The sequence below is a fragment of the Leptospira fluminis genome (genome assembly GCF_004771275.1).
Classification (GTDB): Bacteria; Spirochaetota; Leptospiria; order Leptospirales; family Leptospiraceae; genus Leptospira_B; species Leptospira_B fluminis.
This window is the reverse complement of record NZ_RQEV01000003.1, coordinates 658,836-672,717: the sequence shown is the minus strand read 5'-3', so window position 1 is coordinate 672,717 and position 13,882 is coordinate 658,836. Positions and strand designations below refer to the sequence as shown.

Annotated in this window: 10 protein-coding genes; 4 read left to right on the top strand and 6 right to left on the bottom strand. The window is 46.4% G+C overall.

The features are described from left to right. The first annotated feature begins 151 nt into the window (after window positions 1–151). Genes EHO61_RS05000 through EHO61_RS04990 form a run of 3 tightly spaced genes read left to right on the top strand, consistent with a single transcriptional unit; the run spans window position 152 to window position 6,273 of the window. Window positions 152–4,069, top strand: a complete 3,918-nt coding sequence (locus tag EHO61_RS05000) for a PAS domain S-box protein (protein WP_135812495.1) — start codon at window positions 152–154, stop codon at window positions 4,067–4,069. A 45-nt stretch (window positions 4,070–4,114) separates the two neighbouring features. Beyond that, entirely contained in the window at window positions 4,115–5,455 is a 1,341-nt protein-coding gene (locus EHO61_RS04995; RefSeq protein WP_135812494.1) for an alkaline phosphatase D family protein, read from the top strand. Continuing rightward, entirely contained in the window at window positions 5,452–6,273 is an 822-nt protein-coding gene (locus EHO61_RS04990) for an alpha/beta hydrolase (protein WP_135812493.1), read from the top strand. The genes EHO61_RS04995 and EHO61_RS04990 overlap by 4 nt, the downstream gene beginning before the upstream one ends. On the opposite strand, the gene EHO61_RS04985 is transcribed toward EHO61_RS04990, so the two are convergent. The 5 genes from EHO61_RS04985 to acs all read right to left on the bottom strand — a co-directional run bounded on the left by EHO61_RS04985 (window position 6,270) and on the right by acs (window position 12,427). Then, window positions 6,270–6,986: a DUF1003 domain-containing protein gene (locus EHO61_RS04985; protein WP_135812492.1), complete on the bottom strand. Its 717-nt coding sequence runs from the start codon at window positions 6,984–6,986 to the stop codon at window positions 6,270–6,272. The two genes, EHO61_RS04990 and EHO61_RS04985, sit on opposite strands and share 4 nt — an antisense overlap. Before the next feature lie 96 nt (window positions 6,987–7,082). Next, on the bottom strand, window positions 7,083–7,946 hold the full coding sequence (gene mtnP, locus EHO61_RS04980; RefSeq protein ID WP_135812491.1) for an S-methyl-5'-thioadenosine phosphorylase: 864 nt from the start codon (window positions 7,944–7,946) through the stop codon (window positions 7,083–7,085). Window positions 7,947–8,027: 81 nt separating this feature from the next. Further along, window positions 8,028–9,632, bottom strand: coding sequence for a methyl-accepting chemotaxis protein (locus tag EHO61_RS04975; RefSeq protein WP_135812490.1), 1,605 nt, complete (start codon window positions 9,630–9,632; stop codon window positions 8,028–8,030). Between the two features lie 28 nt (window positions 9,633–9,660). After that, window positions 9,661–10,452 carry a cobalamin-binding protein gene (locus tag EHO61_RS04970; RefSeq protein WP_135812489.1) on the bottom strand — a complete coding sequence of 264 codons (792 nt, stop codon included), beginning with the start codon at window positions 10,450–10,452 and terminating at the stop codon, window positions 9,661–9,663. 7 nt (window positions 10,453–10,459) lie between these two features. Further along, window positions 10,460–12,427 (bottom strand): acetate--CoA ligase, encoded by a 1,968-nt coding sequence (acs, locus tag EHO61_RS04965; protein WP_135812488.1) that lies wholly within the window; start codon window positions 12,425–12,427, stop codon window positions 10,460–10,462. 198 nt (window positions 12,428–12,625) lie between these two features. On the opposite strand from acs, the gene EHO61_RS04960 reads away from it, so the two are divergent. After that, window positions 12,626–13,333: a lysophospholipid acyltransferase family protein gene (locus EHO61_RS04960; RefSeq protein WP_135812487.1), complete on the top strand. Its 708-nt coding sequence runs from the start codon at window positions 12,626–12,628 to the stop codon at window positions 13,331–13,333. Here the strand turns inward: EHO61_RS04960 and folE are convergent. Next, the gene (gene folE, locus EHO61_RS04955) at window positions 13,330–13,881 is read right to left on the bottom strand and encodes a GTP cyclohydrolase I FolE (protein WP_135812486.1); all 552 of its coding nucleotides are present in this window, start codon (window positions 13,879–13,881) and stop codon (window positions 13,330–13,332) included. The two genes, EHO61_RS04960 and folE, sit on opposite strands and share 4 nt — an antisense overlap. Between the last annotated feature and the right edge of the window lies 1 nt (window position 13,882).

Genomic DNA, 13,882 nt, shown 5'->3' with positions numbered 1-13,882 from the left:
TATCCCTAAAGAGAGAGAATCTACGTTAGATAATCTATCCGCCGAGAAGAAGGCATCGGAGTTTTCGAAAATAACCGTCCGGACAGAAAAAATGGTTTCTGTACCTTTGGATGCTGTTATCTTCTAGGAAACGCGCCTGGACGATCCTAGATTGAATCCGAAACAATTTGAGTCCGAATTTCTATTACAGATTTTCGAAATTTGCCCCGAGGCCATCCTCTTAACGGACCTAAATGGAACCGTACAAAAAACGAATCAGGCGTTTTTGGACCTATTCGGATATTCCGAATCGGAATCTCTTTCCTTAAATCTCTGGGATTTTTTGAGACCAAATGCGGTTTCCCTAGACCCGGAAGAAGCGATTCAAATCTTAGAATTAGAAATCCCTCATAAGAACGGAAAACCCCTTCGCGTGTCGCTAAAATTGCACGTTAGTAAACCGGCCGAAGAAAAGAAAAAAGCCGTTTGTGCCTTTTTTCGGGAGGTGATCGGAATAGGATCCGCCGAATCACGCGATCTCCGGTCCACGAAGGAGAATTGGGAGGCGTTAAAACAAATTTTCGATTTAAATCCGCTACCCATGTCGATTTCCGAAATCGATTCCGGAAAACTGATCGATGTCAACGAACGCTTTTCCCAAGAAGTCGGATACTCGTTGGAAGAGTTGATCGGAAGGGAAACTACCGGTCTCGGAATTTGGGAGAACAACGAACGAAGACAAGAAATCATCGAACGTCTGCACAAGGAAAAATCAGTAAGTAATATCGAATTGCTCTTTCGGAGGAAATCGGGGGAGGAATTCTGGGGTCTCTTTTCCGCACAGATCATCGAGTACAAAGGGCGGCCTGTCTTACTAACGATCACCTCTCCTATATCGGAACGGATCCGGGAGGAACGGGAAAAAAGAAAGCTCCTGGAAGATATGCGGGAAAACCAGGAGATATTGGATCAGATCATACGTTTAAATCCGTCCGCAATCACACTTTCCAAAGCGGACGGCACGTATCTTGAAGTAAACGATCTTTTCCTAGAGTATGTGGGAAAACCTAAGGAAATGGTTCTAGGAAAAACTCCCGTCGAATTGGGAATCTACTACAACCTCAGCGACAGAGAAAAGGTACTAGCGGGATTAAGACAGGACGGGATCGTCAAGAATTTAGAAATCAATATGGAAACCGCCGAAGGTAAAATCCGACCGGTTCTCTTTTCGGCGCGCATGCTTGAATCTAGAGGAGAAAAGAAGATTCTCGCAATCGGATTGGATATCACGGATATCAAGGAGTCCAGGGAAACATTGGAATCCTTGGCCAAAGAGCTGGAAAAAAGTCGGGAATTATTTCAAAGACTTTTTCAACTCATCCCTTCCGCGGTGATTCTAACCGACTTGGAAACGAGGGTCGTAGTGGACGTGAACGAACGTTTTCTGGAACTCACCAAATTTTCAAGGGAAGAGATTCTAGGAATGAACACCGCGAATATGGGAATTTGGGATTTGGTGCCCGAATTCCGGGAATCCGTATATAAGTTGCTCGAATCCAGGACCGAAGTCACCGGGCTGGAGTCGGTATTTAAAACCAAAGACGGTCTCCCTATACCGGTCTTATATTCCGGAAGAATCGTAGTTTTGAACGATCGACCGCACGTAATCTCCGTTTGTACGGACATCTCGGAGAGAAAGAAAGCGGAAGAAGAGTCCCGCAGATTAAACGAAGAGCTATTATTCAACAAGGATCTGTTCGAAAAGATGTTCGAACTCAATCCTGCGGCAGTCAGCCTTTCCGAATTGGAAACCGGAATTTATAGACAAGTAAACCACAACTATTGCGAATTGATCGGGTTTCCGAGAGAAAAAGTCGTAGGAAAGTCTTCGCTCGAACTCGGCATTTGGATGACGAACGTAGATCGACAAGCTCTCGTCGCCGAATTGAAGGAGAAAGGTTGGACCGGTAGCATAGAAGCCACGATCCGACATTCGGACGGAACGGAAAGACAAGTACTATCGGGGAATCGTGTATTTCCCGTAAACGGCAAAATGATGTTGCTCGCTTTGTTGATAGATATCACGGAAAAAAAGAGAGTAGAATCCGAGCGCGACGAATACATGGCGAAGATGTTGGAGAGCAAAGAACTCTTCGAACAGGTATTCGAAATGAACCCCGACACGATCACTATCTCCGAATTAAGCACCGGAAGATATATCAGCGTAAACGAAAGGTTCACCGAGATGCTCCAGTACTCCAAGGAAGAAACGATCGGAAAAACTTCTCTCGAGCTGGGAATCTGGACGAGTTCCGTAAGAAAAGAGATCGTAGATAATCTCAATCAAAAAGGATTAACGCGGGAGATGGATGTAAAACTCGTCCGAAAAGATGGGTCCATGGTGGACGTTATCTTTTCGGGACGGGTCGTTTATTTGGGGAAATCCCCCGCTCTGATTGCCATTACGAGAGACGTGACCCTTTCTAAACTTGCCGCCAAAGAAAAGGAAGAACAAAGCCAAAGGCTTTCCCGCCAGGCAAAAGCTTTCCTCGAGATGGCCACGAATCCGGAATTCGCTTCCGGAAATCTGGACCTTGGAGCTAAAAAAATATGCCGAATGGCTTCGGATACTTTGGATTGCGACCGGGCATCGATCTGGATATTCGAACCGCGGAACAAGGAAACCTGGAAAATGATCGCAGGTTGGGACAGAAAAACCGGAGCTTATTCGGAGACGGGCTCTATGAGAGTTTCCGACTTTCCGAATTTCTTTGCAGCGATAAAAACGGATCGCTTCATCGACGCGAAAGATGCGATTCACGACCCTCGTACTCACGAATTCGCGGAGTCCTACAGTATTCCTCAAGACATAACTTCCATACTGGACGTTCCGATTTTTCTTAGAGGAGAAGTGATAGGTGTGATCTGTATGGAGCATAGGGGTCCGTTGCGGGAATGGAAAGGGTACGAATCCCAATTTTCCGTAACGGTAGCGGAGCAGATCACCCAGCTTTTGCTGAACGCCGAGAGATCGGCAGCCAAAACGGATTTGGAAAAAGCGGTAACCGTCCGCACTTCCGAACTTGCGTCCGCTTTGGACAATCTACGCAAAACCCAGGACCAACTGATTCTATCCGAAAAAATGGCCGCTTTGGGACAATTAGTCGCCGGGATAGCCCACGAAATCAACAATCCTCTCGGCGCAATATCCGCCTTAAGCGGTGAATTAAAAGCCTACTTGAATTCCTCCGCGGATCGATTGGAGAAACTAGGAACGACTCTCGCCTCCGTCAATCCGACACTGATCCGTTCGCTATCCGATTTTATCCGTTACGGAATAGGGAATAAGGAATCTCCTGCTTCCCGAGAAGAGAGGCGGATTTTGCTAAAAGAAATCAAAACGAAACTCGCCGAATTCGGATTCGAGAATCCGTACTATCTCGCCGATCGATTGACCGATATAGGAATGCAATCCGCCTTGAAGGAGTTTCCTGACCTCCTCGAGAATCCGATCAACTTTCCCTTACTCGATTTTGCCATAGACGAAATCCAAACTTACAAAAACGTGATTTCCATCCGCCTAGCGGTCGATCGAACCTCTAAAATAGTCTATGCCTTAAAGAATTACGCACATATAGATCTGGGCGGAAGAAAAGTGGAAACGGACTTAGCGGAAAATATAGAAACCGTCCTGACCATATATCACAATCAAATTAAGAACGGAGTCGAAGTGGAATTGGATTTTCCGATTCGACCGAAAGTCCCCGCTTTCCCGGACGATCTCTTACAGGTTTGGACCAATTTGATTTACAATTCGTTACAGGCGATGAAGTTCAAAGGCAAAATCTGGATTTCCATCCGGGATTCCAACGAAGATGTAACCGTTTCGATAAAAGACAACGGACCCGGAATTCCCCAAGACGTGAAAGCTAAGATTTTCGATCCGTTCTTCACGACCAAAGGACCGGGAGAAGGGAGCGGATTGGGCTTGGACATATCGAGAAGAATCATACTGAAACACGGAGGAAGAATGGAGTTCGATTCCAAACAAGGCGAAACCGTATTCAAAGTGATCCTTCCGAAATCGTGACTTTTTTTCGTTTGATCCTTCTCCGGTTCGAAGAAAATTTTAGCTATGAAAAGGTCGGCCGCAATCTTCGTCACATTCCTTCTAGCTTCGTTTATTTCCATCGGAGGCAAAAGCAAAATCCCGGCTCAAACGGACTCGATTTCCCTGAAGAACGGTCCCATGGTCGGTTACTCGTCCCATAAAGAAGTGAAATTATGGGTGCAGACCAAAAAACCTGCAAAAGTCTATGCGGAGTACTTCCCGATACAGGATCCGAAGACCAGGAAGAAAACCGCAGAAATCACGACCCGCCACGAAAACGGAAATGTGGCTCATCTGATCGCGGACTCCCTCGAGCCGGGTACGGTTTATTCTTACGTAATTTACGTCGATGACGCACCCATAGATATTAGGAATACGCAGCAATTTCGGACTCTACCGATTTGGATAGGAAAACAGAACGGCCCGCCGAATTTCCGTTTCGCTCTAGGTAGTTGTTCGTTTATCAACGATCCGAAATACGATACGCAACCGAAACCGTACGGAGGTAACTACGAGATTTTCCGCTCCATCCTGTCTAAAGAACCCGAATTCATGTTATGGATGGGCGACAATATCTATTTGAGGGAACCCGATTGGGACTCCAGGACCGGCTTTCTATATCGGTACACCCACCAAAGGGCTGTTCCTGAGTTGGCTCCTTTGCTTGCGAGAGTTCACCAGTACGCGATTTGGGACGATCATGATTGGGGACCGAACGATAGCGATTCCTCTTTTTGGCTCCGGGATACGGCGGAAGAAATGTTCAAACTATTTTGGGCGAATCCCAATTATGCGAAATACGGAATCTACGGATCGTTTACCTGGGGAGACTCCCAATTCTTTTTAATGGATGACAGGACCTTTCGGACCGCGAACGACAATAGGACGGGCAAACGATCGTATCTGGGAGAAAAACAATTGGATTGGTTGATCAACTCCTTGGCGTTTTCCAAATACACATTTAAATTCGTGGTCGTCGGCGGACAAGTGTTGAATCCCCTGGAGGTCTATGAAAACTATTCCACGTACTCCGAGGAAAGGAACCGATTGATCGCCGCCATCCGTAAACTAAAGTTGAAAAACGTGATATTTCTGACGGGGGATAGGCACTTTACGGAATTGTCTCTGCTCGAAGAAAACGGAGAAGAACCTCTCTACGACCTTACCGTTTCTCCCTTAACCTCCTCCACCTATCCTCCGATCACGGAAAAAAACCCTTTAAGAATACAGGGAACGCTCGTAGATGACAAACGCAACTTCGGAACGATCGAAGTTTCCGGTCCTTTAAAAAGTCGAAAATTAACCGTTCGCATATTCGATTTTGAAGGCAAAGAACTCTGGACCCGCGAAATTCCGGCAAAATGAGACTTATGATTCTGTTCGGAATCCTATTCGGAGCGATTCTTTTGCTTTGCTCGACTTTTGTCGTACTGCTCTATTACAACCAGGACAAACTTATCTTCTTTCCCGAAATATTGCCGGAGGATTATTCTTATTCTTTTCCCGAACCGTTTGAAGAAGTCGAACTGCAGCTATCCGACGGAGAAAAGATATACGGATTGTATTTTCGGACGACTTCGGAGTCCAAGGGAACCGTACTCTATTTTCACGGAAACGCGGGAAGTCTGAGAACTTGGGGAAGCGTTTCCGAGGACATACTTAGCAACGGCTGGGACATTTTAATAACCGACTATAGAGGATACGGGAAAAGCAGGGCGAGTCTCACGGAGCGTGGATTGTACGAGGACGCGGAGCGTTGGTATTCTTACTTGAAGAACGACAGAGGAATTCCGGAAAATCGCATCGTCCTCTACGGTCGTTCCATAGGAACCGGAATAGTAGTCGACCTATCTTTAAAAACCGAACCGCGTTTTCTAATCCTGGAGACGCCCTATACTTCTATGGTCGATCTCTCGAAAATTTTCTATCCGTTTCTTCCGAGTACCTTTCTTTCCTTCAAGCTGGATTCGAAATCCAAAATTTCGAAAATCTCCTCTCCGATATTCATATTTCACGGAACGGAAGACGAGATTGTTCCTTATTCCCAAGGAAGGTCTCTTTACGATATAGCGATTAGGGAAGGAAAAAAGGCCCAGTTTATCCCCGTTGCGGGAGGAAGCCACAACGATCTCTCCGTTTTTCCGGAATACCGCAAAGAATTAAAACGAATTCTTTCCCGTTAGTTTTGCGAATCTTGCGCACTTTTATTAAATCTTTTTAATATATCGTCCAGATATTCCACCTGGATTTCCTGTATTTCCATCAACTTACGATTTTGATGGGCGATCAAATAATCTATTTTTTCGTGCAGAAGTTTGATCTCCAATTCCGCCTTAAGATTGATTTTGTAATCGTGTTCGCTTCTTGTCCTATCCTTCTGTTCCTGACGATTCTGGCTCATCATAATGATCGGCGCCTGGATCGCCGCTATACAAGAAAGAATCAGGTTCAATAAGATAAACGGATATTCGTCAAAGGGTTTTAAAAGCACATACCCCATGTTCAAGGCGATCCAAAGAAGTATGAATCCGAAAAAGGAAAAAATAAAGGTCCAGCTTCCGCCGAATTCGGCAATTCTATCCGAAAGTTTTTCGCCGAAGGTAAGTTTATGTTCGATGATGGGTTCTATATTTTCGGAAAGAACCTGGTTTTTTTCGATCGAATCTAGAACTTCCTTTTCGATCCGATCCAATTCCTGAGATTCCTCCTGAACCAAATTGCTTAGGTACTTTCTTTGGAATTCCTTTACTTTTTCCGAAGATAAGTAAGAATCCAGGGTCAATCCGGGATACTCTTCTTGTATTTTACGGAAAATGAATTTAGGAAGCGAACCGGCCCTATAACAATTATCCGGATCCAATTCTTTTTTCGTTATAAAGCAAACGGCACTCTCCATAAAAGCACTCCTAAAAAACTTCGAATCCTGAAGAAGCCATCCTACCCCGTCTTCCGACCCGGATAAGAACCCGAATCGAAGACCGGGCATCGAGCTTCAGAAATATTCCGGAAACAGAACTTTGAGTTTCGCCACGGTTTCGGAATTTCTCCGTTCAGGCGCCGTAATGATCGAAAACTTAGTGCTGTTCTTTAAAGACAGATCGTCTCCGTTTCCTATATCGGAAATCAACGCTGTGAGCAACCTCTTAGCGCTGTCCGCATTTTTTCCCAAATTGGCCATCACCATTTCCGCAGTGACCGCTTCTTCGTTTTCTCTCCAGCAATCATAGTCCGTAGACATGCAGATCATTTGGTAGGCGATTTCCGCTTCCCGCGCCAACTTCGCTTCCGGAAGAACGCTCATGTTGATGATATCCGCGCCCCAAGACCGATACATGTGGGATTCGGCCCGCGTGGAGAAGAGCGGACCTTCCATACAAACTAAAGTTTTGTTTTCATGAATGGGCAGGCCGATTTTATCCGCGGCCTTTTTGATCCGCGAACTTAGATTAGAGGAAAAAGGATCCGCAAAAGGGGCATGAGCGACGACACCCTTGCCGAAGAAGGTCGAATCCCTTCCACGGGTTCTATCTATAATTTGGGAAGGAAGGACGAAATCCAAAGGTCGAATCTCTTCGCGAAGACTTCCTACGGAACTAAAGGCAACGATCTCTTCCACACCTAAGAGTTTCAACGCGGCGATATTCGCCTTTCCCGGAACTTCGTGAGGCATCAAAAAATGTCCTACCCCGTGTCTCGGAAGGAAGGCTAGGAGTTTTCCCTGAATCCTACCTATTTTGATGCTATCGGAAGGTTTTCCCCAGGGAGTATCCGGAAGTACTTCTTCCACGAGCTCCATGCCCTCCAGGCTATAAAGCCCCGTTCCTCCGATAATCGCTACTTTCACCTTAGTAGACATTTCTTTCTCCTCTGCCGCAGTGCGGAAATCGTAACTTCCAAAAATGCGACAGGGGGTTGGAATGTAAATCTCGACTTGAATTTAAGAGGAAGTCTGACCGCTTAAAACTCGCAATTCTGCCGCCCGGTTTTTGATGGTCTCGATCTCATCGTTCAATCTGCCGGAGTCTTCGTTGATCTCGTTAATCTCCCTCTCGAGTTCGCCCATGGTCTTAATCATCTCGGCCTGGCCTTGCATCTGCTCTTTCGTGGATTCCAAAATATCGCCGGATACGATCTTAATGCTCTCGATTTCCGAAACGAATTGCTGGACGATCGTACGTTGCTCCGTATAAAGATCGTTCATTTTCTGAATTCGCTCCGAAGTATCCAAAATTTTAAATTTTTGTCTTTCGGTTAATTCTCCCGTTTCTCCGGAAGCGAGTCTGGCTTGCTCTATAAAGTCCCGGGACTGTTTAACGATCGCGGAGATCGATTTTGCGTTTTCAGACGTAAACTCGGCCAATTTACTGACTTCGTTCGCGACTACCGCAAATCCCCTACCGGCAACTCCTGCTCGTGCAGCTTCTATAGAAGCGTTCAAGGCCAAAAGGTTCGTCTTATCGGCGATCTCTCCCATGATCTGATTGATCTCGTCCACTCGGTTAAACGAATTCGCAATATCTACCAGATATAACTTAGTTTTTTCCGCGGCGATCGTGACGTTTTCCATATCCGCCTTGTTGTCTTCGGCGAACTTGGTTAATGCCTGACTATAATCGGAGATATTTTTGATCAGCAGTCCCAGTTTATCCGAGTTTCCGACGAGTTCGGAAAGACTGGAATTCTGTAGCTCGATGGATTGAGAAGTGCTGTTGGATGCCGCCGACAATTCCTCCAGAACGGCATTCGCTTCCTCCAAGGCCGCGGCTTGGGATTCCATCTTCTCCCCCGTTTTACTTATGAATAAGGCGAATTTCCGGATCGAATCCTCCAAATTTTCGGCGGAGCGATTCACCCCGACCCGATTGTCGGAGAGCGTTTCCAACAGCGATTTCGATTCTCGGTGAAGGCGGGAACCTTCCTCCGTTAAACGATAAAACAGTTTCATCAATTGGGCTAAAACTAGACTCGCCGCAAAAATGAAGGCGAGCTTGATGACTTCGGTGGAACCGCTCAAATGTCCGGGAAGTTGCGAAACCTTAGGGTCCTCTACAAGAACGACGCCGACGGACAAACCGCAGGCAAGCGCGATCCCGGACCCGATGGTGCTCAAGCCTCCGATTACGATGACGAAGGAGGTTTCCCCCAACAAACAGGAATACATCATGAAATAGAAATATATGAAAAATAAGATCGGATTTCTGAGAGTGGAAGCCGCCGTATCCGCATCGACCAAGGAATCGAAGATCAAAGTGGAAGTCAGCACGAGAACGTCGCCGATCACTAAAATCTTATGGAATCCGACCGACATTTTGCCTTTGCGATTTCCGATAAACGCGATTACGCAAAAAATTCCCAAAGTCAACGTTCCGAAACAATGCACCAGAAATTGCACCGGTTCGAAGCTTTTGTAAGCTCCCACCAAAGAAACCGTAAAAAGAAGGACCAATCCGAATCGTATCCGATTGATTACTACTCCGCCGTTTTTCCAAAGTTGCAAAATAGAAGATTCCGACTTTTGGAGAGTCGAATGATTGGTTTCCATTGTATCCTTCCTCATTGAACGATCGTTTTTAGTAGGTTTCCGGCGATTCGAACTCTTTCATAATTTTCTCAAGTTCAAAAAGGCCTTCTTCGAACAAAGCCGGCCCGGGCTGTAGAATAATCGCCGGATCCATTTCGAAAATCTTTTGGTTCCTCAACGCCGAAACGTTTTGCCATTCCCGCCTGGTTCTAACCCATTCGAAATCCACAGGTTTACCGCACCAACAGCCGACGATAATGTCGGGGTCCGCATCGGCCACATCCTGCAACGAAACGATTCTATCCTTTGCCAAGGTCTTTTCCCGAAAATCGACGAAGCAATCTTTGCCTCCGGCGATGTCGATCAGTTCGGAAACCCACCGAATTCCGGTAATAACGGGCTCGTCCCATTCCTGGAAAAAAACCTTGGGTTTGGATCTATTCGACGAATTCTTTCGAACGTTATCCAACTTTCTGCGATATCCGTCGATCAATGCGGTGGACTCCTTGGCTTTTCCCACCAATCCCCCGACCAGTCGAATCGCCTCGAAAATCTCTTCGAGGCTCCTTTGGTTCGTAACCAAAACGTTCAGACCTTCCCGGATCAGATCCCTAGCAAGATCGGCCTGTATATCGGAAAATCCGATGACTAGGTCCGGTTTTAGCTCTTTTATTTTTCTAATGTTACCGCTTATAAACGCAGAGACTCTGGGTTTTTCCTCTTTCGCTTTAAGCGGTCTGACCGTGTATGCGGAGATACCTACGATACGATCCTCCTCCCCGAGCAGGTAGAGGAGTTCCGTAGTTTCCTCCGTCAGACAGACGATTCTTTTAGGCCCCATTCCTTTTTCAGCTATGGTATTTCTTTTTGTCCTCTATCAACCGATCTACGATGGACGGGTCGGCCAAAGTGGACGTATCTCCGAGGCCTTCGAATTCCGCCCCGGCGATCTTACGTAAAATCCTGCGCATGATCTTTCCGGATCTGGTCTTGGGAAGGGCCGGAGTCCAATGTATCACGTCGGGCCTCGCGATTTTACCGATCACTTTTTCCACGGTGGAAATCAGTTCCTTTTTGAGGGAATCATTCGTGACCACTCCTTGTTTTACGGTGACATACGCGTAGATACCTTGTCCTTTGATATCGTGAGGAAATCCTACGACGGCTGCTTCCGCCACGGAGGGATTTTCCACCAAAGCGCTTTCCACTTCCGCGGAACCGATCCTGTGACCGGATACGTTGATCACGTCGTCCACTCTACCAGTAATCCAGTAATACCCGTCTTTGTCTCGGATAGCTCCGTCGCCGGTAAAATAATAGCCCTTATAAGTGGAGAAATACGTGTCATAGAATCTTTTCGGATCTCCATAAACTCCCCGCATAATGGAAGGCCATGGGGATCGAATGCAAAGATTTCCGGAAACTTCCTTTTTGCCCTCGAGTTCCTTTCCGTTCTCATCCACTAAGAGAGGTTCGACTCCGAAAAAAGGAAGCGTTGCCGAGCCCGGTTTTTGGGCAATCGCTCCGGGAAGCGGTGAAATCATCACTCCCCCCGTTTCGGTCTGCCACCAAGTATCCAAAACGGGGCATTTGGACTTACCCACGTTCTTATAATACCACTCCCAGGCTTCCGGGTTGATCGGTTCTCCGACGGATCCGATCAATCTAAGAGTCTTCAAACTTCTCTTTTCTATGGGCTCCGTTCCTTCGCGCATAAGGGAACGGATCGCAGTCGGGGCCGTATAAAAAACGGTTACCCCGTGTTTATCGATCACGTCCCAAAATCTGCCCGAATCAGGATAAGTGGGAACTCCCTCGAACATCACCGAAGTCGCTCCGTTTGACAGAGGGCCGTATACCAGATAACTATGACCGGTCACCCAACCTATGTCCGCCGTACACCAATACGTATCGGAAGGCTTAATGTCGAAAACGTAATGGAAACTCATGGTGACCCCGAGAAGATAACCTCCCGTAGTATGCAACACTCCTTTCGGTTTTCCCGTAGACCCCGAGGTGTACAGAATAAACAAAGGATCCTCGGCGTCCATCGCTTCCGGTTTGCAGTATTGTGGTAGAGAAGGGTCCTTCATAAGCAGATGCCACCAATGATCCCTACCTTCCTTCCAACCTAAATTCGCTTCTTGCCCTGTCCTCCGGACGACGATCACGTCGGACACTTTCTCGACCGCGGCATCCAGAGCGGTGTCCACCGCCTTTTTCAGATCCAAGCCCTTTCCGCCTCTGTATCCTCCGTCTGCCGTGATAACAAGCTTGGGTTTGCAGTCGTCCATCCGGCTCTGCAATGCTTCCGGCGAGAATCCCGCGAACACTACGGAATGAACTGCTCCTATTCTCGTACAGGCCAAGAGGGAAATAGGCAATTCCGGAATCATAGGAAGATAGATGAGCACTCTATCACCCTTCTTTACTCCGAATTTCTTCAGAATGTTCGCGAGTTTATTTACTTCGCGATACAGATCATGATAAGTGTATATCTTATACTCGTTAGGGTCGTCGCCTTCCCAAATGATAGCCGCTTTATTTTTTAAGGGAGAATCTAGATGGCGGTCCAAGCAATTGTAGGAAACGTTTAACTTTCCGCCTTTAAACCACTGGACTTTCGCGTTCTTAAAATCGTGCTCTAAAACCTTATCCCATTTTTTGAACCAATGTAGTCTTTGAGAAGCTTCTCTGGACCAGAATTTCTTGGGATTTTCTATGGATTCTTTATAAAGAGCTTTGTATTCTTTCAGGCTGATGTTCGCTTTTTTTTTGAAATCAGCGTTAGGCTGGACGATTCTTTCTTTTGCCATAACCACCTCCGCAAATGCAGCAGGATGTCCTTAAAAAGGAGCTTGTCTACCAATTCTCAGCGGTTCCTTTCGCAAGAAGGACGAATCCGTAAAATATCAATAAAAACTGATTCTTTGTGCTTCGATTTTTTCCTCGGATTTATTCAAATCGATCGAAAAAAAGAATGCGATTAGACCAAGGTATAGCATGTAGGCTCAATGCAGCAAAAAATGGAATCCCCGGAAAAAGACGGACTGAAGCGAAAAATCCTCGTATGGCTGGTTCCTACACTCGTGGTTTTTTTACAGAGGATCATCGGCTTAACCTCTTCTCTCATCGAAATCGGAAAAGAAGAATTCGACTCCCTTTTCAAATCCAAAAAACCGTTCATACTTTCCATTTGGCATACCAACGTTCTGTATTCTCCCTATCTGCATAGAGGAAGAAAGGTAGCCGTATTGATCTCAGAATCCAAGGACGGCGATTTTATCACCGGAGTAGTCCATAGGTTCGGAAATACGAGTATCCGAGGTAGTTCTTCCAAAGGAGGTTCCAAAGCTTTAAAAGCGATGATCGTACATCTGAAAAAGAACCTTCCTGCGGCCTTCACTCCCGATGGCCCGAGAGGTCCCGCTTTGATCGTACAACCGGGTCTCATCGCTTCCGCCCAAGTTTCCCAAGTTCCGATCGTTCCCTTCCATTACGAATGCACCAGGCAATGGATTCTCGAAAAATCCTGGGACAAACACCGTGTCCCGAAACCTTTCACTACCTTCGTAGTTTCTTACGGAAAACCGATCTGGATTCCTAGAAATCTGACAGAGGAAGAATTCGAATCCCAACGTCTCCTTGTTCAAGACGCCATGATAAGGAATAAACAGATCGCGGAAAAAAAAGCAGAGGAATTAAGATCGCAATCCGGTTAGGTCGAACCGGTTCGAATCAGATCCAAAAATTCGTTTCTCGTAACCATGTTCGTTTTGAATTCTCCGAGCATACAGGAAGTAAAGAGTTCCGAATTCTGTTTTTCCACGCCTCTCATCATCATGCAAAGGTGCTTAGCTTTGACCACCACCGCGACACCGAGAGGTTCAAGAACTTCCATTAAGGCGTTTCCGATCTGCTCGGTCATCCGTTCCTGAACCTGCAGTCGTCTTGCGAAGATGTCTACGATTCTAGGAATCTTAGAGATTCCGATGATCTTTTTATTGGGAATATAACCGACGTGTGCCTTTCCGAAAAATGGAAGAAGATGGTGCTCGCAAAGGGAATACATCTCTATATCCCGAACCAGAACCATCCCGCGGCTTTCCTCCTCGAAAATCGCGTTATTAACGATCTTATTAATGTCCGCCGTATAGCCGGATGTTAAGAACTCGTATGCTTTTTTGACCCTCTTTGGAGTATCCAGCAGACCTTCCCGACTGGGGTTTTCTCCGATCGCTTTTAATATTTTGGTGACTTCCTCTTCCAAA